Annotated in this window: 19 protein-coding genes; 6 read left to right on the top strand and 13 right to left on the bottom strand. The window is 70.6% G+C overall.

Annotated elements, in window-relative coordinates; translation table 11 throughout:
* Positions 1–14: 14 nt before the first annotated feature.
* The 6 genes from AVR91_RS37630 to AVR91_RS37605 form a co-directional block, all read right to left on the bottom strand.
* Positions 15–797, bottom strand: a complete 783-nt coding sequence (locus tag AVR91_RS37630; RefSeq protein ID WP_063270868.1) for a hypothetical protein — start codon at positions 795–797, stop codon at positions 15–17.
* 88 nt (positions 798–885) lie between these two features.
* A complete protein-coding gene (locus AVR91_RS37625; RefSeq protein ID WP_063270867.1) occupies positions 886–2,172 on the bottom strand; it encodes a DUF58 domain-containing protein in 1,287 nt (428 codons plus the stop codon).
* Complete coding sequence (locus AVR91_RS37620; RefSeq protein ID WP_083715427.1) at positions 2,172–3,131, bottom strand: AAA family ATPase; 960 nt, start codon at positions 3,129–3,131, stop codon at positions 2,172–2,174. Before AVR91_RS37620 ends, AVR91_RS37625 begins: the two co-directional genes overlap by 1 nt.
* Positions 3,132–3,148: 17 nt before the next feature.
* The gene (locus AVR91_RS37615) at positions 3,149–4,273 is read right to left on the bottom strand and encodes a DUF4350 domain-containing protein (RefSeq protein ID WP_063270865.1); all 1,125 of its coding nucleotides are present in this window, start codon (positions 4,271–4,273) and stop codon (positions 3,149–3,151) included.
* On the bottom strand, positions 4,270–4,911 hold the full coding sequence (locus AVR91_RS37610; RefSeq protein WP_063270864.1) for a DUF4129 domain-containing protein: 642 nt from the start codon (positions 4,909–4,911) through the stop codon (positions 4,270–4,272). Before AVR91_RS37610 ends, AVR91_RS37615 begins: the two co-directional genes overlap by 4 nt.
* A complete protein-coding gene (locus AVR91_RS37605; RefSeq protein ID WP_063270863.1) occupies positions 4,905–6,038 on the bottom strand; it encodes a hypothetical protein in 1,134 nt (377 codons plus the stop codon). Before AVR91_RS37605 ends, AVR91_RS37610 begins: the two co-directional genes overlap by 7 nt.
* Positions 6,039–6,254: 216 nt before the next feature.
* Here AVR91_RS37605 and AVR91_RS37600 point away from each other — a divergent pair, with 216 nt between their 5' ends.
* Positions 6,255–7,340 (top strand): neutral zinc metallopeptidase, encoded by a 1,086-nt coding sequence (locus tag AVR91_RS37600; protein WP_228708017.1) that lies wholly within the window; start codon positions 6,255–6,257, stop codon positions 7,338–7,340.
* A 315-nt stretch (positions 7,341–7,655) separates the two neighbouring features.
* Here the strand turns inward: AVR91_RS37600 and AVR91_RS37595 are convergent, their stop codons facing one another.
* Positions 7,656–8,063, bottom strand: coding sequence for a hypothetical protein (locus tag AVR91_RS37595; RefSeq protein WP_143254233.1), 408 nt, complete (start codon positions 8,061–8,063; stop codon positions 7,656–7,658).
* Positions 8,064–8,189: 126 nt separating this feature from the next.
* Entirely contained in the window at positions 8,190–9,266 is a 1,077-nt protein-coding gene (locus AVR91_RS37590; RefSeq protein ID WP_063272018.1) for a potassium channel family protein, read from the bottom strand.
* A gap of 88 nt (positions 9,267–9,354) precedes the next feature.
* Here AVR91_RS37590 and AVR91_RS37585 point away from each other — a divergent pair, with 88 nt between their 5' ends.
* Positions 9,355–9,741: a DoxX family protein gene (locus AVR91_RS37585; protein ID WP_063272017.1), complete on the top strand. Its 387-nt coding sequence runs from the start codon at positions 9,355–9,357 to the stop codon at positions 9,739–9,741.
* On the opposite strand, the gene AVR91_RS37580 is transcribed toward AVR91_RS37585, so the two are convergent.
* Complete coding sequence (locus AVR91_RS37580; RefSeq protein ID WP_063272016.1) at positions 9,738–12,995, bottom strand: ATP-dependent helicase; 3,258 nt, start codon at positions 12,993–12,995, stop codon at positions 9,738–9,740. The genes AVR91_RS37585 and AVR91_RS37580 overlap by 4 nt on opposite strands.
* The gene (locus AVR91_RS37575; RefSeq protein ID WP_211282814.1) at positions 12,992–16,207 is read right to left on the bottom strand and encodes an ATP-dependent helicase; all 3,216 of its coding nucleotides are present in this window, start codon (positions 16,205–16,207) and stop codon (positions 12,992–12,994) included. The genes AVR91_RS37580 and AVR91_RS37575 overlap by 4 nt, the downstream gene beginning before the upstream one ends.
* A gap of 54 nt (positions 16,208–16,261) precedes the next feature.
* On the opposite strand from AVR91_RS37575, the gene AVR91_RS37570 reads away from it, so the two are divergent.
* Positions 16,262–16,585 carry an MGMT family protein gene (locus tag AVR91_RS37570; RefSeq protein WP_063272015.1) on the top strand — a complete coding sequence of 108 codons (324 nt, stop codon included), beginning with the start codon at positions 16,262–16,264 and terminating at the stop codon, positions 16,583–16,585.
* 14 nt (positions 16,586–16,599) lie between these two features.
* Positions 16,600–17,436, top strand: coding sequence for a siderophore-interacting protein (locus AVR91_RS37565; RefSeq protein WP_063272014.1), 837 nt, complete (start codon positions 16,600–16,602; stop codon positions 17,434–17,436).
* 295 nt (positions 17,437–17,731) lie between these two features.
* On the opposite strand, the gene AVR91_RS37560 is transcribed toward AVR91_RS37565, so the two are convergent.
* Genes AVR91_RS37560 through AVR91_RS37550 form a run of 3 tightly spaced genes read right to left on the bottom strand, consistent with a single transcriptional unit; the run spans position 17,732 to position 20,846 of the window.
* Positions 17,732–19,021, bottom strand: a complete 1,290-nt coding sequence (locus AVR91_RS37560; RefSeq protein ID WP_063272013.1) for a sensor histidine kinase — start codon at positions 19,019–19,021, stop codon at positions 17,732–17,734.
* Positions 19,022–19,075: 54 nt separating this feature from the next.
* Positions 19,076–19,885, bottom strand: coding sequence for a uroporphyrinogen-III synthase (locus AVR91_RS37555; RefSeq protein WP_063272012.1), 810 nt, complete (start codon positions 19,883–19,885; stop codon positions 19,076–19,078).
* On the bottom strand, positions 19,878–20,846 hold the full coding sequence (locus AVR91_RS37550) for a helix-turn-helix transcriptional regulator (RefSeq protein ID WP_063272011.1): 969 nt from the start codon (positions 20,844–20,846) through the stop codon (positions 19,878–19,880). Before AVR91_RS37550 ends, AVR91_RS37555 begins: the two co-directional genes overlap by 8 nt.
* Positions 20,847–20,906: 60 nt before the next feature.
* On the opposite strand from AVR91_RS37550, the gene AVR91_RS37545 reads away from it, so the two are divergent.
* Together AVR91_RS37545 and AVR91_RS37540 are read left to right on the top strand one after the other, a co-directional pair.
* Positions 20,907–21,302, top strand: a complete 396-nt coding sequence (locus AVR91_RS37545) for a DUF3224 domain-containing protein (RefSeq protein ID WP_063272010.1) — start codon at positions 20,907–20,909, stop codon at positions 21,300–21,302.
* 9 nt (positions 21,303–21,311) lie between these two features.
* Complete coding sequence (locus AVR91_RS37540; protein ID WP_143254228.1) at positions 21,312–22,430, top strand: DNA glycosylase AlkZ-like family protein; 1,119 nt, start codon at positions 21,312–21,314, stop codon at positions 22,428–22,430.
* Positions 22,431–22,499 lie beyond the last annotated feature (69 nt).

Genomic DNA, 22,499 nt, shown 5'->3' with positions numbered 1-22,499 from the left:
ACTCACGACCCCGCTCAGCAGGTGCAGCTGCCCTCGAAGGTGATGCTGTTCCCGTCCTCCAGGCTCGCGCTCCCGGTGAACCGGATCTCGAACTCGCCCGGTTCGGTCAGCACGATCTTCGTGCTCGTCGCCGAACCGTCGGCGCCGGTCTTGGCCGTCGCCGTCTCGGCGCCGCCTTCGAAGACCAGTACGTTCTTCGGCCGTGCCGCGCGGACGAAGAAGTTCACCGGCACGTCGGCGGCGGGCTGGCCGTTCTCCCCGATCACGCGCACCACGAACGGCTGACCGGGCGTCTTCGTGGACAGCCGCTGCCCGTTCCCCGAAAGGATCGCGAGCGTCCGCACCCCGGCCGCCCAGGTGTTGGACAGTCCCGGCAGGGAGCAGACCTCCTGATACAGACGCGCTCCCACGGTCGGCGCCTCCGCGGTCAGGCAGCGCGCGGTCGCCACGTTCGCCAGCAGCACCAGCCCGGGCAGCCCGGCGTTGCGGCGCCACTGCTGGAGACGGTCCTTGCCGTCGCACGCCACGAGTTTGACGCCGACCCCGTCGACCGGGCTGATCGCCGCCAGGCACTGTCCACTCGCGACATGTTTGTACGACAGCGCCGCCTTGTCGTACACCCATTGCGCGCTGGCGTCCTTCGCGTCGGCGAGGGAGAGCTTGCCGTCGGCCGCGGCCAAGGAGACGGTCCCGCCGCCGTCGGCGAGGTGGACGGGCTTCCCGGCGGGCTGCGCGGAAGCGGGTGACACGAGCAGCATCGCCGGAAGTACCGCGAAGAACAGCACGAGCTTGCGCAAACCTGGCCCCAATCGCGTCGGTCCGGACTTCCGAGCTAACCGTCCGCGCGCCCGCACGCCAACCGGCACCACTCCATCGGGTTCGGCGTCAAAGCCGTCCGGCCGCCTTCAGCGCGAGATAACGGTCCGCCAGCCGCGGCGGCAGATCCTCGGGCACCGCGTCGACGACCTCGACCCCGTGCCGCGCCAGCCGCGCGGTGACCTGGCGCCGTTCGGCCAGCACCCGCTCGGCCGCCGCCGCATCGTAGACGGCTTCCGCGTCGCCACGGCCCGCCGCCATCTCGGCGACCCGCGGGTCCGCGACCGAAGCGATCATCAGCTGGTGCCGCGAGGTCAGCTTCGACAGCACCGGGAACAGGCCTTCCTCCAACGGCGCCGCGTCCAGCCCGGTCAGGAGGACGACCAGCGCGCGCCGCCGGGTGCGCCGCAGCACCTCCGCGACCATTCCCCGTGCGTCGGTCTCGACCAGCGACGGTTCGAGCGGCGCCATCGCGTTCACCAAGGCCGGCAACAGATCCGTCGATCCCTGGACCGCCGCGTGGACCTGCCGGTCGTACGCCAGGAGATCGACGCGGTCACCCGCCCGGGCAGCGAGTACGGCCAGCAGCAGGGCCGCGTCCATCGCCGCGTCGAGGCGCGGCGCGTCCCCGACCCGGCCCGCCGAAACGCGGCCGGTGTCGAGCACGAGCACCACGTGCCGGTCGCGTTCAGGACGCCAGGTACGCACCATGACATCCGACGCGCGCGCCGAAGCCCGCCAGTCGATCGACCGGACGTCGTCGCCGATCACGTACTCGCGCAGCGAATCGAATTCCGTGCCCTGGCCCCGGATCAGCACCGCGTTGCGGCCGTCGAGCTGCTGCAGCCGCGCCAGCCGCGACGGCAGATGCTTGCGGCTGTGGAACGGCGGCAGCACCCGCACGGTCCACGGCACGTCGTGCGAACCCTGCCGCGCGGCGAGCCCCAGCGGCCCGGTCGACCGGACGGTGACCCGGACCGCCGTCCGGTCGCCACGACGGGTCGGCAGGAGCCGCGTGGTCACGACCCGGCGTTCGCCAGGGGGCAACGTCAGGCGGTGCCGGTCGTCCGCGCCTGCGCTGGGCGGCCAGGCGTCGCGAAGCCACGCGCGCACCGGGCGGCCGCCGGGATTGGCCACGGTGAGCGTGACCTCGCACTCCTCCCCCAGCCGCACGGACGTCGCGCCGGACCGCGCGAACTGAAGCCGTCGCACACTTCCGGCGAGCACGAGATCCAGCACCACCACCAGCAGCAGTACCGCCGCGGCCAGCCCGATCCCGGCCCACGAGGGCAGCAGGAAACCGACCACCGGCGCCGCGAGGAGCGCCAGCAGCCCGAGCCGCCCGGTGACGGCCATCAGCGCGGAACGGGTACGGACGCGAGGACGCGGTCCAGCACGCCGTCGGCGGTCGCGCCTTCGAGTTCGGCCTCGGGCCGCAGGTCGAGGCGGTGCCGCAAGGACGGCCGCGCCAAGGCCTTGACGTCGTCCGGGGTGGCGTAGTCGCGGCCCGCGAGCCACGCCCACGCCCGGGTCGCCGCCAGCAGAGCGGTGGCGCCACGCGGGGAGACGCCGAGCCGCACGGACGGCATCGACCGCGTCGCCCGGCAGACGTCGACGATGTAGGCGAGCACCTCGGGCCGCACGGTGACCCCGGCGACGGCGCGCCGCGCGGCGTCGAGCTGGGCGATCCCGGCGACCGGCGTGACCCCGGCCGCGCCGAGGTCACGCGGGTCGAAACCCTGTGCGTGCCGGGAAAGGATGCCGAATTCGTCCTCCCGGGACGGCATCGGCATGGTCAGCTTCAGCAGGAACCGGTCCAGCTGCGCCTCGGGCAGCGGATACGTGCCTTCGTATTCGACCGGGTTCTGCGTCGCGATGACGATGAACGGGTCGGGCAGCGGGCGCGTCTTGCCGTCGCTGGAGACCTGACGCTCCTCCATCGCCTCCAGCAGCGAAGACTGCGTTTTCGGCGGCGTGCGGTTGATCTCGTCGGCCAGCAACAGGTTCGTGAACACCGGGCCCTCGCGGAAGGAGAACTCGCCGCTGTGCGCGTCGTAGACGATCGAACCGGTGATGTCGCCCGGCATGAGGTCCGGCGTGAACTGCACCCGTGTCGTCTCCAGGTCCAGCGCGGCCGCCAGCGCCCGCACCAGCAACGTCTTCGCCACCCCGGGAACGCCTTCGAGCAGCACGTGTCCCCGGCACAACAACGCGATGATGAGCCCGGTGACGGCCGCGTCGTTGCCCACCACGGCCTTCCCGACCTCGGCGCGCAGGGCGATCAGCGCCGCCCTGGCATCGGCCGCACCGTCCATACTGGACTGCTCGCTACTCAAGACCGCTCCACCTCTCGTTCCACGACATCGAGTCCGTCCGCCAGCCGCACCAGCGCGGCGTCGTCCGCCGGCGGGTCCCCGTACAACAGCGCGCCGACTTCGGCCGGCGCCCGGCCGGTCCGTACGGCGACGGACTCCACCAAAGCGGCCGGTTCGGCGTCGCGGGTGAGCCCCAGCAACGGCCGGAGCCGCGCGCGAGCCGCCTCACGCAGGGTTTCCCCGGCGTGCGCGGCGGCCTTCGCCTTGCGATACAACCTCGCCCTGCCCTCGGTGGCCTCGGCCGCGCGGACCACGACGGGGATCGGCTCGGTCACCACCGGGCCCAATCGCCGCGAACGCCACAGCGCCAGCAGTACCACCGCGACCCCGGCCTGCAGTGCCGCGTACGACCAGCCCGCCGGGATCAGTTCGGACAGCGGCTTCTTCTCGGTCTCCAGCGACGGGTCGGCGGGCGTCGGCAGGTACCAGACGAGCCGCTCGTGCTTGCCGAGCACCCGCATCGCCAGCGCCGCGTTGCCCTCGTCGGCCAACCAGTCGTTGGTCAGCGGAGTGGGGGTGCCGAGTACCGTCACCGTCCCTTGTGGACTCGGAACCTCGAGATACGAGCCGCCGTAGCATTCCTGCGCCCTCGGTTGCGTGGCCGAATACGTCAGGCCGCCCATCGTCGCGCTCCCCGCCGCGACGGGATCCGCGGCCTCGCACTCGGGCGCGCGGGTCTCGGTCTCGACCTGGCCGCTCACCCGCACCCCGGGAAGGACTTCCTCGACCGTGCCGGAACTCGGCTGCACCAGCACGACGTGCTCGGCGCTCTGGCGGATCTCCACGAAGGTGCTCTTGGGCACGTACTCGGGTTTGGTGATCAGGACCGTCGCGTCCCTCGCGACCCCTTTGGCCTCGGCGGCGGTGCGCACGATCGGGATCTTGACGCCTTCCCGTTCCAGCAAGGTCGCCAACGCACGGCCGCCTGCGGGCTCGTAGGAACCCGGTTCGAGGGCGCCGGTGGTCTGCTCGCCCTGGAAGAGCACGAGCAGCGTGCCGGTCAGCACGATCAGGAGGACGACCGCGAGCGGGAGCCGCACCCCGCGCCAGATCCGGCGGGCATCGGGCGAAACCGAGGTCATCCGGCCGCCAAGGCGACGGGCCTGGCACGGCGGCAGCGTTCGTCCAAATCGGACAGTGACCGGTAGCCGTCCGCCGTGGCCGGGATACCGCCGTAGTGGACGTCGTCGAACAGCCGGGCACCGGCGCGCAGAGGCTCGGCGACGTCGGGAAGCAGCCGTCCGGCTTCGATGGCGGCCTCGTCCGCGGTCCGCCCGGACTTCTCGTCCAGCAGCGCCCGCTCCTCCAAGGACCGCACCACGGCACGGAACCGTTCACGGACGGCGTCGTCGAAGTCGCCCCGCGACGCGGCCTCCTCGGCCGCCTTGCGGTGTTCACCGGACGCCTTGCGCTGCCCGGCGAACACGGCGCGCCCGCTCTTGGCCGACGTCGCCAACGGCCCGGACTTCAGCCGGATCACCACCACCAGCACGATCAGCACGACGGCCAGCAGCACCACGGCGAAGATCCCGCCGGGCACGGCTCCGTTGACCGTTTCCAGGAAACGCAGCAGCTTCTCGACAACCCAGTTGAACGCCTCGGACAGCCAGCTCGGTCTCGCGGCCTGGTAGGCCTGGCCCGAGAGCTCCTCGGCGGCGCGCAGCCGGGCGGTGTCCCGGTCGATGTCGACCGGGACCTCGGCGAGGAAGCGCGTCACCATGCCTGCGGCGGAGGCGGCGTCTGGATCCCGGCCGCACGGGCCAGCTCGATGTCCATGCCCTCGCGGCGCATCCGCTGGTCGATGTAGAGGATCACGGTGACCAGCGCGCTGAACGGGCCGACGATCGTCTGCGCGATCACCGTGCCCACCGACTGCAGGATCAGGTCGCCGGTCGACGGGACGTAGATCTGGTCCAGATTGCCGAAGATCGACAGGAAGGCGCTGAAGCTGAACGGGATCGTGATGATCGACGCCAGGAACGACGAGATCACGTATGCCAGCAGCAGGATCCCGAAGACCCGCCAGAACATGCCCGAGACCAGCTTCACCGACCGGCGGAACGCCTCGAACACGGTGCCGCGTTCGAGGATGAACGCCGGGCTGGCCAGCGCCCAGAAGGTGTAGGGGATGATCGCCGGCAGCAGGCAGAAGACCGCCCCGACCAGGATCGCCAGCGTGTAGAGCACGGTCAGCCCGAGCAGCGGCAGCAGCCGGGGCGCAGCCTCCTTCGCGGCCTCCTTGAAGGTGACCGGTTTCCCGAGGACGGCCTTGCCCATCAGGACGGTCAGGAATCCGGTCAGGACGGTGGTCCCGAGCAGGGTGGCGACGAGGGTGATGAACGACGTCGCCAGCGTCCCGCCGAGGATGCCGAGCATCTGGTTCATCAGTTCCTGATCGGTGGCCGCCGGGCCGAGATCGCGGATCTGTTCCAGGTCGGCGGTGGTGTCGACCAGCAGCAGCCCGACCAGGTTGATGGCCGCGGTGAGCACGGCGGTGACCGCGGCGGCCCCGAAGACCATCCGCCAGTACTTGCGCATGGCCGTGACCGCGCCGTCGAGGATGTCGGTGAGGTTCAGCGGGCGCAGCGGGATGACGCCGGGCCTGCCGAGGCCGACCTTCCAGTTCGGGTACTGCTGCTGCGGCGGGGGCTGGTACGACGGCAGCGGAGGCGGCGGTGTCGCCCCGGAGGGTGACTGCCACTGCTGCGCCGCTTCCCCCCGCGGCGGCGTCGGCGAGTCCGCCTGCGGCTGTGCCGGTTGGTCCGCCTGCGGCTGTGTTGCTTCCCCCGCCTGCGGCTTCGGCGTCTCGGTGCCTTCCGGCCCGGACGGTCCGCCGGTCTCCGTCATGCGACAGCCCCTTACCCGTTCACGTTGCTTACGAACACTCTTCCAGAGGGTCCGACACCCAGCCAGAGCTGGGGGGACGACACTGATGGGTGACCGCTCGCCTCACGCTGGATACCCTCTGCAGCCGAGCTTTGGGTGGGGACGCCGTTAGCTCGTTATGCTGAACATCGGACCGGGTGCCCCCGGTTCGCCCCTAGAACCACCGGGACCGACTTGATGACGCAACCGCCCCACGGCCAGTGGCCGCCACGCGGCGCCGTCCAGCCACCGCCGGTGCACGGCCAGCCCCCTGCCCAGTGGCACGGCGCGCCGCACCACTTCCCGCCTCCGCCGCCACGCCGGTCCGTTGGCGCGATCGTCGGTATCTGCCTCGGCGCGGTCGCCGTCCTGGTCCTCGGCCTGGTCGCGATCGTTTCACTCAATCGTGACGACTCCGATCACGTAGCGAATGCGGGCTACAGCACCCTGCCGAACACGCCTTCGCAGGCCGGGCTGCCGCCGAGCGGGTCTTCGTCGCCCTCGTCGTCGACGAACCCGTTCCCGTCGTCACCGACCAAGGCGCCGTCCTCGTCGAGCGGGCCGCAGAAGATCCTCAAACTCGGTGACCACCCGATCCTCCAGGACCCGAACGCCGGCCTGCAGAACCGGGTCTGCACGCTGCCGCAGTGGCAGAGCAGCCAGCAGGCCGCCGAGGCGTTCTTCACCGCGGCGGGCAAATGCCTCGACAACGCCTGGGGCCCGTTCCTCGACGCCTACGACCTGCCGTTCACCCCGCCCGCCCTGCACTTCCCGACCGGGTCCAGCTTCGAAACCGAATGCGGCACCATCCAGGTCGGCATCGCGACGGCGGCGTACTACTGCGAGAACAACCTCTACGTGCCGTTCCGCGGTCTCCAGACCGACCAGTACGGCAACAACCCCGGCGTCTACCTGGCCCTTTTCGCGCACGAGTACGGACATCACGTGCAGGAGGTCGCCGGGCTGATGGACGCGGCCTGGCAGAAGATCTACGACGCAGGCCAGAACAGCCCCGCCGGGCTGGAGATGTCACGGCGCAAGGAACTGCAGGCGCAGTGCTTCTCCGGGATGTTCCTCGGCGCGCACGTCGACCAGGGCGGCACGGTCAGCCGGGACATGTACAACAAGGCCTGGAACGACCAGGAGACCCGCGGCGACAACACCTCACGCAGCCAGGACCACGGGACGAACGCGCACTACGCGTCGTGGTGGCGGGCGGGGGCGAGCAACAACCGGATCGCCGACTGCAACACCTTCTCGGCTCCCTCGAGCGCCGTTTCCTGAGTTTTCGCGCGTGAAGGCCCCNNGGGGCCTTCACGCGCTTCGGGTGGCGGGGTGCCGCTCGCCGATGGATGCGGTGCCGTGGGCGATTCCGGCTTGCCCGGTGCGGCTGGTCGCGCCGAGACGCCGACTGTGTGGCTTTTGGGACGTTGGATGACCAGAAATCCACACAGTCCCGTCGTGACCGGTCCGGTCATGGTGGGCTGTGTGGAAATAGGGACATTGAACGTCCCTATTTCCACACAGCCCTCACCCGCGGTAACGCTCAAGTGCCCTCGACCACGGCGAGTAGCCAGCGGCCGATGCCCTTGAGAGGGCTCAGGCCGTCACCGGAACCCGAGGCCCCCGCAACACCAGGAACACGTACATCCCGCCCGCGAAGCAGCTGAACACCAGCAGCGCCAGCCCGAGCGGCCGCCGCGCGTCGCTCGCTCCGGCCGTCGCATCGGCCGCGTGCACCGCGATGGCGTCCCCCGATGCCCCGTCCGGGACGACGACCTCGAGACGTTCGCCCTTGCCGTGGCCGCAGCCGTCGAGCGAGCCCTCCGTCGGCTTGCCGCCGAACTCGAACTTGACCTTCTCGGTGGCGCCGCCGCCGGTACAGGGCGCGGGCTCGACGACCTCCGCCCGCACGGTCGTCCCCTTGGTTTCGTTCGAGATGCCGAACAGCCCCGGCCCGGCGAACCACGCCAGGAAGACCACCAGCAGGCCGACCGCGGCCGCCACGGCCAGGGAGTTCCACCCCGGGGTGAGCCCTCTGGCGGGGTCCGATCGCTTGCGCACGAACGCCATGCTCCCAGAACCTCGCGGCAAAGCACAGGAGCCCGGAGAGGTGGTAGCAAAGCTCCCCTGCTACCGCTCGATCGTCTCCGCGGACGTCACCTTCCGGATGTACAGCAGCTTGTCCCCCGGCTCGATCGCGTCCGCCTGCGGCGCGTCCACCCGGTACAGCACGCCGTCGCGGACGACACCCAGCACGATGTCCGGCAGATGCCGCGGCGACCCGCCCTCTTCGGACGGTTCCACCGGACGTTCGGCGATCGCGAGGCCGGACTCGGGGGTGAGCAGGTCCTCGACCATGTCGACCACCAGCGGCGTCGACGTCGCCATGCCCAGCAGGCGTCCGGCGGTCTCGCTCGACACCACGACCTGGTTCGCGCCCGACTGCTTCAGCAGGTGGACGTTCTCCGCCTCCCGCACCGACGCCACGATATGCGACTTCGGCGCCAGCTCACGGGCGGTCAGCGTGACCAGCACCGCGGTGTCGTCCCGGTTCGGGGCGACGACGACGGCCTTGGCCCGCTGCACGCCGGCGACGCGCAGCACGTCGGCGCGGGTGGCCGAGCCGTGCACGGTCACCAGCCCGAGTGACGTGGCCGCTTCGAGCGCCTGCTGGTCGGTGTCGACGACGACGATGTGGTCGGGTTCGACGTTCTCGTCCCCGAGCAGCGCGTTGACCGCCGATCGGCCCTTCGTGCCGAATCCGACGACGACCGTGTGGTCCCGCACCTTCGTCCTCCACTTTTGGATCTTGAAAGCCTGTCGCGAGCGCTCGGTGAGCACTTCGAGTGTGGTACCGACCAGGACGATGAGGAAGAGCACCCGCAGCGGGGTGATCACCAGGACGTTCACCAGCCGCGCGGACGGCGTCGCGGGCGCGATGTCACCGTAACCCGTGGTCGACAGCGACACCGTCGCGTAATAGAGGCTGTCGAGGAAGGTGAGCCCATCGCCGTTGGCGTCGCGGTAGCCGTCCCGGTCGAGGTAGACGATCAGCACGGTCGCGAGCAGCGCGAGCACCGCGCCGATGATCCGTTTGAGGATCGAACGCAACGGGCTGACCGTCAGTTCCGGCATCCGGATCACACCGACGAGCTCGTGGTCCGGGCGGTCGCTCAGCCTGACCGGGAAACGCTTGAGAACCCTCATGCACAGGCTCCGGCCTGGTCCGCGTCACTCACGGTCGGGAGGATAGCCGAAGAACGTTCCGTTCAGCTCGGTATGCGAAGCTCAGGGCATGTCTCCGGATTCCCGGCCGTCTCAGCGGCCCGCCCATTTCCTCGCCGGTCTGCTCGGCGCGGCCGGTGTCCTGCACTTCGTCCAGCCGAAACCGTTCGACGCCATCATCCCGAAGCAGCTTCCCGGCTCCCCTCGTGCGTGGACCTATGGCTCCGGGGTCGCCGAGCTGGGTGTGGCCGCCGCGGTCGCGAACCCGAAGACCAGGCGGCTCGGCGGGCTCGCGGCCGCGTTGCTCTTCGTCGTGGTCCTGCCGGGGAACGTGAAGATGGCCGTCGACGCCGACCGCCGGAAGGCCCCGAAGCACTGGCGAGCGGCCTTCTGGGTCCGCGTCCCGCTTCAGATCCCGCTGGTGGCCTGGGCTCTGAAGGTCCGCGACCGCGCCTAGACAGTCGGGACGCTTCGCAGGAGCTGTCGCAGTCCTTCGGCGTCCAGCAGATCCGCCGGGCGAACGGTCTTGTCGTGTTTCACGTAGTGGAACGCCGCCCGCACCTTCTCCACGGGGATGTTCTTCAAGGCCGCCCACGCCAGCCGGTACGCCGCCAGCTGCACGGCCAGCGATTCGAGCCGGTCGGCTTCCGGGACGGCACCGGTCTTCCAGTCGACGACGGTCCAGCCGCCGTCCGCGTCGGCGAACACGGCGTCCATGCGCCCGCGCACCGTCACGCCGACGACGTCCGCCGAGAACGGCACCTCGACCGCGTGCGGCACCCGATGCGCCCACTCGCTCTTCTCGAACGCCGCCTGCAACGCCTCAAGCTCGGTGTCGGGCGCCTCGTCGACGTCCGCCGCCCCCGGCAGGTCGTGGATCTCCAGCAGCTGCTCGCCGCCGAACCGCTGCTCCAGCCAACCGTGGAACGCCGTCCCCCGCCGCGCGTAGGTGTTGGGGCGCACGGGAAGCGGCCGTCGCAGCCGTTTGGCCAGCTCGGCGGGATCGGCCGACAGCTCGACCAGCTGACTCACCGAAAGATGCGGCGGCAGGACGACCTGCTGCACCCGGTCCCGAGCCCGTGCCCGCTCCTCCAAGAGCACCTTGGTGTCGGAGATCCAGCCGTCCGGATCGTCCTCTTCCTCCTGCTCGGCATGTTCGGCGTCCTCCATCGCCCCGAGCACCATGTCGACGCCGTTCGTGACGCCCTCGCGCCGCGGCCACAGCGGATCGACCGGCCACCGCGACCGGCGCGAGTCGGCGACCAGCGGATTCTCCCCGTCGGTCTCGGGCTCGTCGGCCCAGTGCTCGATCCGGCCGACCGAGTTCGCCCGCATCACCTCGCCGATTTCCAACAGGAACTCCGACGGGCCCTTCGGCCGCGCGCTGCTCTCGTTCCACCAATGGCCGGAGATCAGCATCGTGTGCTCGGAACGGGTCAGCGCGACGTAGCAAAGCCGCCGCTCCTCGTCCGCCTCACGCGCGACGAAGCCTTCTTCGTGCAGTTCCAGCGCTTCCTGGACTTCCTTGCGGTCCGCGCCTTCGGGGATCCGCAGCTCCGGCAGGTCCTCCGAGTCCCCGCGCAGCGCGGCGGGCAACGAGGTCGACGTCCGCAGCCACGACGAAGAACGCCGCCGCCCCGGGAAGACCTCCTTGACCAGATGCGGGATCGCGACGATACGCCATTCCAGCCCCTTGGCCGAGTGCACCGTCAGCACCTGGACCCGATCCGGGACCACCTCCACCTCGCCGGGGGTGAGCCCGTCTTCCGCGTGCGCGGCCGTGTTCAGGTAGTCCACAAAGGACAGAAGGGTGGCCGTCGGCGAGGTCTCGGCGAAATCCGTGACGACGTCGGCGAAGGCGTCCAAGTGCGCGCGCCCGGCGGGGCCGGGGCGAGCCAGGGACTCGACGTCGAGCAGCATCGTGCGTTCCACGTCGGCGACCAGCTCGGGCAGCGACTGGTCCAGCCGCCGTCGCAACGCCGAGAGCTCGGCGCCGATCCGCCGGATCCGCCGGTATCCCTCGGGCGAATAGCGTTCCGGCGTCCCGGGATCGTCGATGGCGTCGGCGAGGCCCGCCTGCTCGACCCGCTCGGTCACCAGGACCGGTTCGTCCACATCGGACTTCCCCGACGGCGGAACCGGCGACGAGAGCTCGCCCGCCCGGCGCCACAACGCCGCGAGATCGGCCGCAGCGATCCGCCAGCGCGCCCCGGTCAGCAGCCGGGCGGCCGCGCTGCCCGCGAGCGGGTCGGCGAGTACCCGCAACGTGCTCACCAGATCCGCGACCTCGGGTTCGTCGAGCAACCCTCCGAGACCGACGACCTCCACCGGGAGCCCGCGCGCCCGCATCTCCGCGGCGATCGGCGCCATGTCGGCACGGCGGCGCACCAGCACCGCCGCGGTCGGCGGCTTTCCGGTCTCCTCCACGGTTTCGAACCAGCGTTTCGCCACCGCGTCGGCCACCCATTCGCGTTCGGCGCGGATATCCGGCAACAGCGCGGCGGCGATGTCGGCGGTTCCCGCGCCTTCCAGCGCACGCAGCCGCGCGACACCGAGACCGCGTTCTCGCAACGGTTCCGAGATCGCGTTCGCGAGTTCGAGCACCTCGGGCGGGTTGCGGAAGCTGGTCAGGAGCCCGAAATCCAGGGCCGGGACGAGCTGTTCGCCGTTGTCACGCGGGAAATCCGTGGTGAAGCGGGGCAGGTTCGCCGCGCTCGCGCCACGCCAGCCGTAGATGGCCTGCGCCGGGTCGCCCACCGCGGTCACCGGCATCGGCGGATGCTCGACGCCGCCGAACAGCGAACGCAGCAGGATCCGCTGGGCGTGCCCGGTGTCCTGGTATTCGTCGAGCAGGACGGCGCCGTAGCGCTCACGCTCCCCCGCGACCACCGCCGGGTAACTGCTGGCGAGCTGCGCGGCCAGCGACATCTGGTCGGCGAAGTCGAGCGCGCCTTCCGCCCGTTTCCGCGCGTGGTACGCCTCGACCAGCGGCAGGAGCGCGAGACGGAACCGTTGCGCCGTCATGACTTCGGCCAGCTTCTGCGGCAGCGACGCGCGCTGCCCCTTCGCCCGCGGCGCGTTCTCGATGACCTCGCACAGCCAAGACGTGTACTGCGCCAGCCTTTCGGTCTCGACCAGATGCTCGCCGAGCTCCCCCGCCAGCGCCAGCAACTGCGCGGTCACCGTGGAGGGCACGCGATCGGTGTCGAGGTCGTTGTCCCAAGTGGACACGACACGATGCGAGAACTGCCACGAAGACGTCTCCGAAAGCAGCCGGACACCGGGCTGGACGGGCAGCCTCAGGCCGTGTTCGGACAGCAGCCGTCCGGCATACGCGTGATAGGTGAGCACCGTCGGTTCGCCCGCGGTCACCGTCGTGCGCAGATCACCGGTCGGGTCGATCTTGTCGAGCAGACCCGAGCCGACCAGGCGGCGCAACCGCGTACGGACGCGATCGGCGAGCTGGCGGGCGGCCTTGCGGGTGAAGGTCAGGCCGAGCACGCGTTCCGGCGGGACGACACTGTTGGCCACCAGCCAGACGACGCGCGCGGCCATCGTCTCGGTCTTGCCCGCACCCGCGCCGGCGACGACCAGCGACGGCTCGATGGGCGCGGCGATGACCTCGGCCTGCTCGTCGGTCGGGCTGTGCAGGCCGAGCGCGCGGGCGATCTCACCCGGTTCGACCTGGCGGCGCTGGAGTTCGGAGATCAAGGACCGGTCACCTGCCTGCCCTCGGGGCGCAGCGGACAGCACCCCCTTGCCGGGCAACGATCACAGTCCGGGTTCTCGGTGACGCCGTACTCCGGGCCCGCGGCCGAGCCCGCCGCCGAGCGCACCAGCTCAAGCCACTGTTTGCCGCCGTCCTCGTCCAACGGCGCCTGCTCGCGCTGGGTGGATCCGGTCTTGTTGTTGGACTTCGCGACGTAGACCAGCCGTGCGCCGCCGGGTTTCGAACCGCCCTCGACGGCGCCGAGCAGCACGGCGAGCTGATACGCGGCCAGCTGCGGATGCTGTTCGGCGTCGGCGGCGGAGATCGGGACCTTGCCGGTCTTGATGTCGATGACGACCGGACGGCCGTCCTTGTCCATCTCCACGCGGTCGACACGGCCGCGCAGAAGCACGCGGACGTCGTCGTCGCCGACGGGCAGCTCGACCTCGATGTCCTGCTCCACACCGGCTTCGATCAGCTCCTTGCGGCTGGATTCCAGCCAGGAGATGAAGTTCCGCAGCATCTGCTCGACCCGCGACCGCTCGCGGCGCGAGAACCAGGGCGCCCCGGCGTCGACCCGCACCCAGGCCTCGTCGAGAGCCGCGCGGATCTGCTCGTCGCTGCTGCCGCCGGCGACCGCCTGCGCGAGCCCGTGCACCAGTGTCCCGGTGACCGCCGCGAGCTGTGCCGGGTCACTGCCGCCGTGGCGTTCGATCAGCCACCGCAGCGGGCATTTGACCAGAACCTCCACAGTGGACGGTGAGATGCGGATCAGGTCGCCCGGCCCGTGCACGGGTTCACCGGTCGAGGGTTCCAGCAGGCCGTACCAGGTGCCCGGATGCGCGCCCGGTACCCCGGCGGCGGCCAGTTTCGCGAGCTGACGCGCCGCCCGCTGCCGCCTTTCCGGATCGCTCGACTCGTCACAGACGACCTCGCGGAGTTCGCCGACGAGTTCGGCGAGCACCAGCGAACGTCCCGCCGGTTTCATCCGCGAGTCGAGGCCACCGTCGTCCGCGCCGTTCTCCTCCAGGTCGTCGATGAACCGTGAGGGCTGCTCGTCCTCCCCCGCGACCGCGCTGACCAGCAACGTCTTCCGCGCCCGGCTCGCGGCGAGATAGAACAGCCGCCGCTCTTCGGCGAGGATCGGCGCGGTGGCGGACACCTTTTCGTCGTCGACGCCGGACATGAGGTCGACCAGCCGCTCGACGCCGAGCACGGAACCGCGCAACCGCAGATCCGGCCAGCTGCCCTCCTGGACACCGGCGATCGACACGACCGTCCACTCGCGACCGGCGGCCGCGTGCGCCGTGAGCAGCGAGACACCTTCGCTCTTCATGGCCGCGGGGGCCAGCGTGTCACCCGCGATGTTCTGCGAGGACAGGTAATCCGCGAACGAGGCGACACTCGCCTTCGGCAGTCTGTCGACATAGCGACCGGCGGCGTCGAAGAGTGCGACGATCGCGTCGAGATCACGATCCGCTTGGGAGCCCAGCGATCCGCCACGATCGACCAACCGCAGCAAACGCTGTTCCAGACCGCTGGCCTGCCACAGATCCCACAGCACCTGCTCGACGCCGTCACCACGCACCACGGCCTGGTGCGCCGCGTGCAGCAGGCCACCGATCCGGCGCATCGGCAGCGCCTCGGCCTCGGCGAGACCGGTGAGGACATCGTTGGTACGCAAGGCTTCCACCAGCAGCTCGTCGCTCGACCGCTGCCCGCCGCCCGCGAGCTCCAGCCTGCGCAAACCGCGCCGCAGCCGCCGCAGGGCGAGCGGATCCGCGCCACCCAGGGGCGAGGAGAGCAGCATCTCGGCGAGGTCGACGTCGAGCAGCTCGGGGTCAGCGGCGAGCCGCAGCATCGCCAGCAGAGGACGAACTGCGGGCTGCTTCGCGAGCGGCAGCTCCTCTGTGGCGGAACCGATCGGCACCCCTGCGGCGCGCAGAGCACGTTGCAGGACAAGGAAAGTACGTGCGGGCGACCGGACGAGCACCGCCATCTCCGACCACGGCACGCCGTCGACGAGATGCGCGCGGCGCAGCTGATCGGCGATCCAGCTCGCCTCGGCGGCCGGGGTCGGCATCAGGCGGACACGGACGACACCGCCCTCGGCGTCCGGCGCGTCGACGAGTTTGCGCTGCGGCGACGAGCCGGGCAGCACGGAACCGAGTTTCGTGACAGCCGTGCGGATCACCGGCGCGTGCCGATGCGCCGTGGTCAGCAGGACCGTGCGCTCGCCGTCCTCGTCCGCGTCGGCGAAGAGGCGGGGATCCGCGCCGCGGAAGGAGAACACGGACTGATCGGGGTCGCCCGCGACGACGAACTCGTCGGCCGCGTGCCCGATGAGCCGGACGAGCTGGGTCTGCAGCGGGTCGAGATGTTGCGCGTCGTCGACGAACAAATGCCGGACGCGGCGCTGCTCCCGCTCACGCAGTTCGGGGTCGTCCTCCAGCGCGAGCAGGGCGGAAGTGACGAGCTCCGCCGCGTCCAGCGCGGGCGCGCTCGCCACGCCGAGCGCGTTGCCGCCCGCGCCCTGCAGCAGGGTGACCTCTTCGTACTGGCTCCAGAATCGCCCTGCGGCGATCCACTCCTCGCGGCCGCGCCGCCTGCCGAGCTCGACCAGATCCTCCGGGCCGAGCCCGCGTTCGGCGGCGCGGAGCAGGAGGTCTCGCAGCTCCTCGGCGAAACCGGGGACGCTCAGCGCGGGACGCAGCTGCTCCGGCCAGTCGAGCGCGCCCTCCTCGAGGTCGCCGGCGAGCAGATCGCGGACGACGACGTCCTGCTCCGCCCCGGCCAGCAGGCGGGGCGGCGGGAGGTCGTCGGCCTGCGCCTCCATCCGCAACAGCGCGTACGCGTACGAATGCACCGTGCGCACGAGCGGCTCACGGATCGTGCGCGGCAGCGGATCCTCTTCCGGATCGGTGGTGAGCCGATGGGTGATGTCGGCGCGCAGCACCTCGGCCGCCTTGCGGGAGGTGGTCAGGATGAGCACGCTCTCCGGGTTCGCGCCCTCCGCGATGCGCCGCGACGCCGCCGACGCCAGCAAGGCCGTCTTGCCCGTTCCCGGCCCGCCGAGGACCCGGCGGAACCCGTCCGGCGCGGCCAGCAGGCGGCGGGCGCCGGAATCCCACTGGAACGACGGCGTGCCGGTGACCGGCGTGCGGACCAGCCGCGCGTCGGTTCCTGCCGCTGTTCGCCGCCCGTTCACGCCCACGATGGAACCACGCCCCGCCGACACAACCTCGCAGCGGCACGGCAAAGTGGTCCCATGGATGACGAACTGCACGAGCGGGTGCGCGAGGTCATCGCGAGCGTGCCCGCCGGCTCGGTCGCGACTTATGGGGATATAGCGTCGGTTTCGGGCGCGCCGTCGCCGCGGCTGGTCGGCCGCATCCTCGGCGAGGACGGCCAGGACCTGCCTTGGCACCGTATTCTGCGGGCCGACGGGACACCGGCGCCGCACCTGGTCGACGAACAGCTGCAACGGCTGCGGGCGGAGGGCGTCATGTCCGACGGGCAGCGCGTCGACCTGCGGAAATACCGATGGCAACGTGATCCCGCCGACGACACTGGTTCTGGCGGCCTCTTTTAGGTTAGCCTCGCCTAATGAGTTACATCGAGGCGAAGGTGACCGGCGTCAGGCGGCTCACCCCGCATATGAGCAGGGTGACCTTCTCGGGGGCGTCGCTGGTGGACCAGGCGCCCGACCAGTACCTGAAGGTGTTCTTCCCGCAGCCCGGCCAGGCGGAACCCGTGCTGCCCGCGCCGCTGACCGGCGACGAAGTGCTTTCCTGGTACCGGACCTACCTCGCGATGCCCGACGACGTCCGCCCGCCGATGCGCACGTACACCGTGCGCGCGCTGCGGCCGTCCGTGCAGGAGGTCGACATCGACTTCGTGCTGCACGGCGACGAAGGCCCCGCCTCCGCGTGGGCTTCGCGCGCTTCGGAGGGCGACAGGGTCGCTTTCCTGGGACCGCACGGGCTCTACGACGTGCCCTCGGAGACGAACTGGCAGCTGCTGATCGGCGACGAGACCGCGATCCCGGCGATCGGCGCGATCGTCGAGGCACTGCCCGCCGGAACGCGAGCGCTGGTCTACATCGAGATCAGTGATCGCGAAGACCGGCAGGTCTTCGAAACCCAGGAAACCCAGGGAACCGTGGAACTGCACTGGGTGGTGCGAGGTTCCGGCGAGGTCGGCTCGGCGGTTCTGGAGGCCGTGCGGAAGGCGGAGTTGCCGGGCGGGACGGCCTACGCGTGGATCTCCGGCGAGGCGAACATGGTGAAGCTGGCGCGGCGGCATCTCGTGCGGGAGCGCGGGATCGACAAGCGGGCGATCTGCTTCACGGGGTACTGGCGGCAGGGGGTCAGCGAAGAGGCCGCTGGGCGTGAGGCGATGCGGCAGGCGGAGGCTGGGGAGGCTCCTGCCGAGGAGGACTGAGGGCTTCTCGCGTTGTGTCATGAAAGGGTCGTTCAGGACGTTTTGTGTCCTGAACGACCCTTTCATGACATGCGGCTGCCGGCGGCATGCCTTGAAGGCCACCTTTGGGACGTCGGACGTCCTGAAGGGCCCCTTTGAGACATCAGCACCCGTGCCAGCAGGGTCCTGACCTGCGAAAAGGGAGCCCCTCGCACCTCAGAAGCCCCATACGCCACAGCAGCTGCGCGTGAAGGCCCCCTTCCCTCGGCTCAGCCGAAGGAAGGGGGCCTTCACGCGCCCAAAAGAACCAAAGACCTCAGTGCGGCACCCAAAGCGTCACCCGAGTCCCCCGCCCCGGCTGCGAATCGATCGTCCCCCGCCCGCCGACCTCCGCCAGCCGCGCCATGATCGACTGGCTGATCCCGAAGCCCGGCGGCCGGTCCAGCATGCTGAAGCCGGTCCCCTGATCCCGCGCGATGACCGCGACGCCGCCTTCGCACTCCTCGACGCGAAGCACGACCTGTTTCGTCCCGGCGTGCTTCACGGTGTTTCGGAGCGCTTCGCGGACGGCGTCACGGATGGCGGTCCGGCGCGCGTGCGAGAGGCGGTAGTCCTCTTCGGTCTCGGCGGCGACCAGCTGGGTGCGGAGGCCGTCGCGCGCCATTTCGGTGGCGACCTCGGCGAGGTCCGCCGCGAGGCCCCGGGCCGATGGCGCATCGGGGCCGGTCAGTTCGCGCCGGAGTTCGGCCGCCTGCGCCCGCGCCGTCGCGCGCATCTCCGCGAGCCGTTCCGCGGCCGCGGAATCGTCGTCCGGCGCTTCGAGCCCCATCGCCTCCAACGTCTGCAACACGGAATCGTGCATCACCCGCTGGGTCCGCAGGCGTTCGGCGCGTTGTCCCCGGCGCATCCCGATGCCCAGCGCGAACCGGGTCCCGACACCGAGCAGGATCAGGATCCCGGCCGTGGTCACCATCGCCACGACGAGCGCGACCATGCACCCCACCGACCGGCTCATCGCGAGCGGATGGTCGAGCGGCAGCCCGCCGGCCCAGGTCAGGAAGGCCCGGAACGGCACGGCCGCGATCAGCAGCAGACAAGCGGCGGGCAGGCCGAACGACAACGTCCACAACGCCACCGTCCCGACCATCCACGTCCACGCGACGTCGATGGCGAACGGCTGGATCTCGGCAGGCGCCGTGGCGGCCACGATCGTCGTGAGCACCACGCCCACGACGAGATCCGCGTACATCAGCCGTCCGGACGTCTTCGCCCGGATCCCGCGGCCGCGCACCACCCACCACACCGCGAAGACGTTGAGCAGCATCCCGATGATCGTCGTGCTCAGCACCGGCACGATCCCCGCCGAGCCGTTCGCGACCAGGAAACCGATGTACACCTTCGGAAACGCGGCCACACGGTAGAAGATCGGGCCCAGCGCGGAATAGCGGATCGCCCGCATCAGCAGGGTGTCCGCGGAGTCCTCGCGATAGCGCCAGTCCGGCACCGAATCCGGGTCGGGTGCTTCGTCGGCCGGGCTGGCCGACAGGACCGAAGAGCCCTTTCGCAACATCGCGCGCACGAACGTGACCGATTGAGACTCGGACATCCGCCGCCCTCCCCGCGTCCGATGTGTCGAGCGTGGCAAAGCGGACTTCCCGCGTCAAGACGGCCGAATGCGCAGTTCCGCGACGAGAAGTTTGACCAGCGCGCCGAGCCGCTGACGTTCGGGCTGCACGGTCGGCACCCCGGCGGCTTCCAACGGCGCCGCGGTCACCGGACCGACGCACGCGCACAGCACCGGACCTCGCAGTGCGGCGAGGAGTTCTTCGCGACGCGGGCCCGCCAGCGTGAGCAGGTTCGCCGCCGCCGGCGCGGACGTGAAGGCGAGCGCGTGCACACGTCCGGCGATCACGCTTTCGACGAGTTCGTGCACAGGTGCGACGTCCACGGGCGAAAGCCAGCGATAGGGCTGCGCTTGGACGACGTCCGCGCCCGCGTCCCGCAGCGACGCGGTGAGTTCGGGCAGCAGGGTGCCGTGCAACTGGACCGCGACCCGTTCGCCGCGAACCCCGGCGTCGCGCAATCCTTCGAACAGTTCGGCGTTGCTCTCCTCGGGCGCGGAAAACTCCTCCCGGAGGCCGAAACCACGCACCGCGCCCACCGCCTTAGGCCCACGCGCGAAGATCCGTGACGCCGCCAGACGTTCCAACAACGGCTCGTGCAGTCCCCAGCCTTCAGCCGCCGAAAGCCAGCCACGGAATCCGGCGCCGGTGGTCACGGCGGTGAACCCGACCGGCCCGGCCAGCACGGCGTCCGTCGCCGCTCGCAGTTCGGTGTCGTCGGGCAGCGGGACGATCCGGATGGTGGGCGCGTGCAGCACCGTCGCGCCCTGCCGGGTCAGCGCACCGATGAAGTCGTCGGCCCGCCGCTCCGCGGTGATCCCGATCGTGATGCCGTCCAGGTCAGCCATAAACCGCGCCCATCTTCCTGATCTCCTCCGCCAGCCGCTCGCGCAGCTCCGGCGGTTCGAGCACTTCGAGGTTCCCGCCGAACCGCAGTAGTTCGCCGACGGCCGATTCTCCCGGTTCCACGGGCAGTTCCATCGTCAGCCAGCCGTTTTCGTCGGGCTCCGCGGGTGTTTCCCGCAACGCCCGAGCGCCGACGGCCCCGAGGTAGAACGGCAGCAGTATGCGGGCGAACTCGTTCAGCCGCACCACCGCCATCCGTGAGTACATCCGCTTTTCGAACTGCTCCGACCATTCGTGCCAGTAGCGCGCGAGGTCGAAGTCCGACGGCCGCTCGAAGATCTCGCCCAGATCTTCGAGCTCTTCGATGCGGGAAATGCGGTACGTCCGGTCGGTCCCGTCGCACCGCGCCGCGAGATACCAGTTCCCCGCCTTGAGGATCAGGCCCAGCGGGTCGAGCACGCGATCGACCTTCCGCTGCCCCCAGCGTTCGTACCGGACCTTGATCCGCCGCCCGTGCCAGACGGCGTCGGCCAGTTCGGACAGTCGCGGCAGGCTTTCGATCCCGCGATGCCAGCCGGGGACGTCCAGGTGGAACCGCTCGGAGATCTTGCCCGCGCCGGCACGCAGCTCCGACGGCATGGCCGCGTGCAGTTTGAGCTGCGCGGCGGCGAGGACCGCGCCGAGGCCGAGTTCGGTGGCCGCGCCGGGCAGCCCCGCCAGCGAAAGTGATTGCGCCTCCTCCTCGGTCAGCCCGGTCAGCCGCGTGCGATAGCCGTCGACCAGCTGATAGCCGCCCGTGCGCCCGCGATCGGCGTACACCGGCACGCCGGCCGCGGACAGCGCCTCGACGTCGCGGTACACCGTCCGTACCGACACCTCCAGCTCGGTCGCCAGCTCCTCGGCCGTCATCCGGCCGCGGTTCTGCAGCAGGAGGAGGACCGACAGGAGTCTGCTCGCGCGCATGAATCCAGTATCCCCGAAAACCTGACACATCCTGACAGGTATGGCTGACAGGGTGAACCCATGAACACGTTCGCCATGAAGAACTGGGAAGAATCCGTCGTCAGCGGCACGGAGGGCGCGCCGCGAGTCGCCTACGCGCACGCCACGCTCACCTACAGCGGGCTGATCGAAGGCGAGTCGGTCCTCGACTACCTGCTGTACTACGCGGGCGAAGGCTACGACGGCGGCGACACGACCTCTCCCGGCCTCGAACGGATCGAAGGCAGCGTGGACGGACGTAAGGGAAGCTTCGTGATCAAGCACGACACCGGGTTCGACACGCAGGGCATCTCGTCGGCGTTCGAGATCGTCAAGGGCTCCGGAACGGGTGAACTCGCCGGGATCACCGGCAGCGGCACCACGACGGGCGCCCTCGGTGAGCCGACGATGTCGTACACGCTCGAATACTCGCTCTAGGGAGAAATGGTGCTCGACGTCGATCGCAAGCAGGTGCTGGCCTACCGGATCGCCGCGCACGGTCTGCACCGCGAGGAGACGGATACGGCCGCGGCGGCCGTATTCGACCTCGGGCTGCAGGATTCCGTGCGGGACACCGCCCTGCTGGGCCTCGCCGCCAGGATCGACGGCGACGTCACGCCCGGCGTCTGGGACGACGACCGTTTCGTGCTCGCGTGGACGCATCGCGGAGCGCCGCATTTCCACCGCCGCGCGGAACTGGACGCGATCCGGGCCGCCCTCGTGCCTCTCGACGAGAAGGACGCGATGGCCCGGATCCTCTGGCAGCGCAAGCAGGTCGACGACGCGGGCATGTCCGCGACGGACGCGTTGTTCACCGCGGCGAAGGCGATCCGCGAGGTCGTCACCGGCGTCCAGACCAAGGGCGCGGTGAGCGGCGCGGTCACGAAACTGATCCCCGACGGCCTCTCGTACGCCTGCCGCGGCTGCGGTGTCGTGCACATCTACGAGCAGTTGATGCGGGTCGCGTCGATCCACGCCGGGGTCCGGCTGGAGCCGGGCGCGACCCCGGCGACGTTGGCACCACTGGAAAAACGAGGCAGGCTCAAGACGTCGCCGGACGCCAAGGCGGCCACCCGCGTCGTCGAGGGTTACCTGCGGATCAACGGCCCCGCCGCGCCCAGGGACGCCGCCGCCTACGTCGGGACCACCCGCACCGGGGTCGACGCGATGTGGCCGGACGGCCTGGCCGAGGTCCGCGTCGACGGCAAGAAGGCCTTCCTGCCGGAAGACCGGCTGGCGCTGCTGGAGAACCCGCCGGAGCCGGACGTGGTGCGCCTGCTGCCGCCGCTCGACCCGTTCGTCCAGGCGCGCGACCGCGCCGTGCTGGTGCCGGACAAGGCCCGGCAGAAGGAGGTCTGGAAGATCCTCGGCAGCCCCGGCGCGCTGCTGGCCGACGGCGAGATCTCCGGTGTGTGGCGGGCGAAGGCGAGCGGGAAGAAGCGGCTCGACTTCACCGTCACCGCGTTCGACGCCCTCCGCCCGGCCGTCCGGAAAGCGGCCGAAGAGGAGGCGGCCCGCGTCGCCGCCGCCCGGGAATTCCCCGACCACCGCGTCACCTGGTCCTGAAGGCGGTCCGATCGGCCCCGTTCCGGGTGCCCAAGAGGTAGGCCATCGCGCAACGGCTTGCCGCGGGAG

Source organism: Amycolatopsis keratiniphila subsp. keratiniphila, assembly GCF_001620365.2.
Classification (GTDB): domain Bacteria; phylum Actinomycetota; class Actinomycetes; order Mycobacteriales; family Pseudonocardiaceae; genus Amycolatopsis; species Amycolatopsis keratiniphila.
The sequence above is the reverse complement of the archived record's forward strand: the minus strand, read 5'-3'. Positions and strand labels throughout refer to the sequence as shown.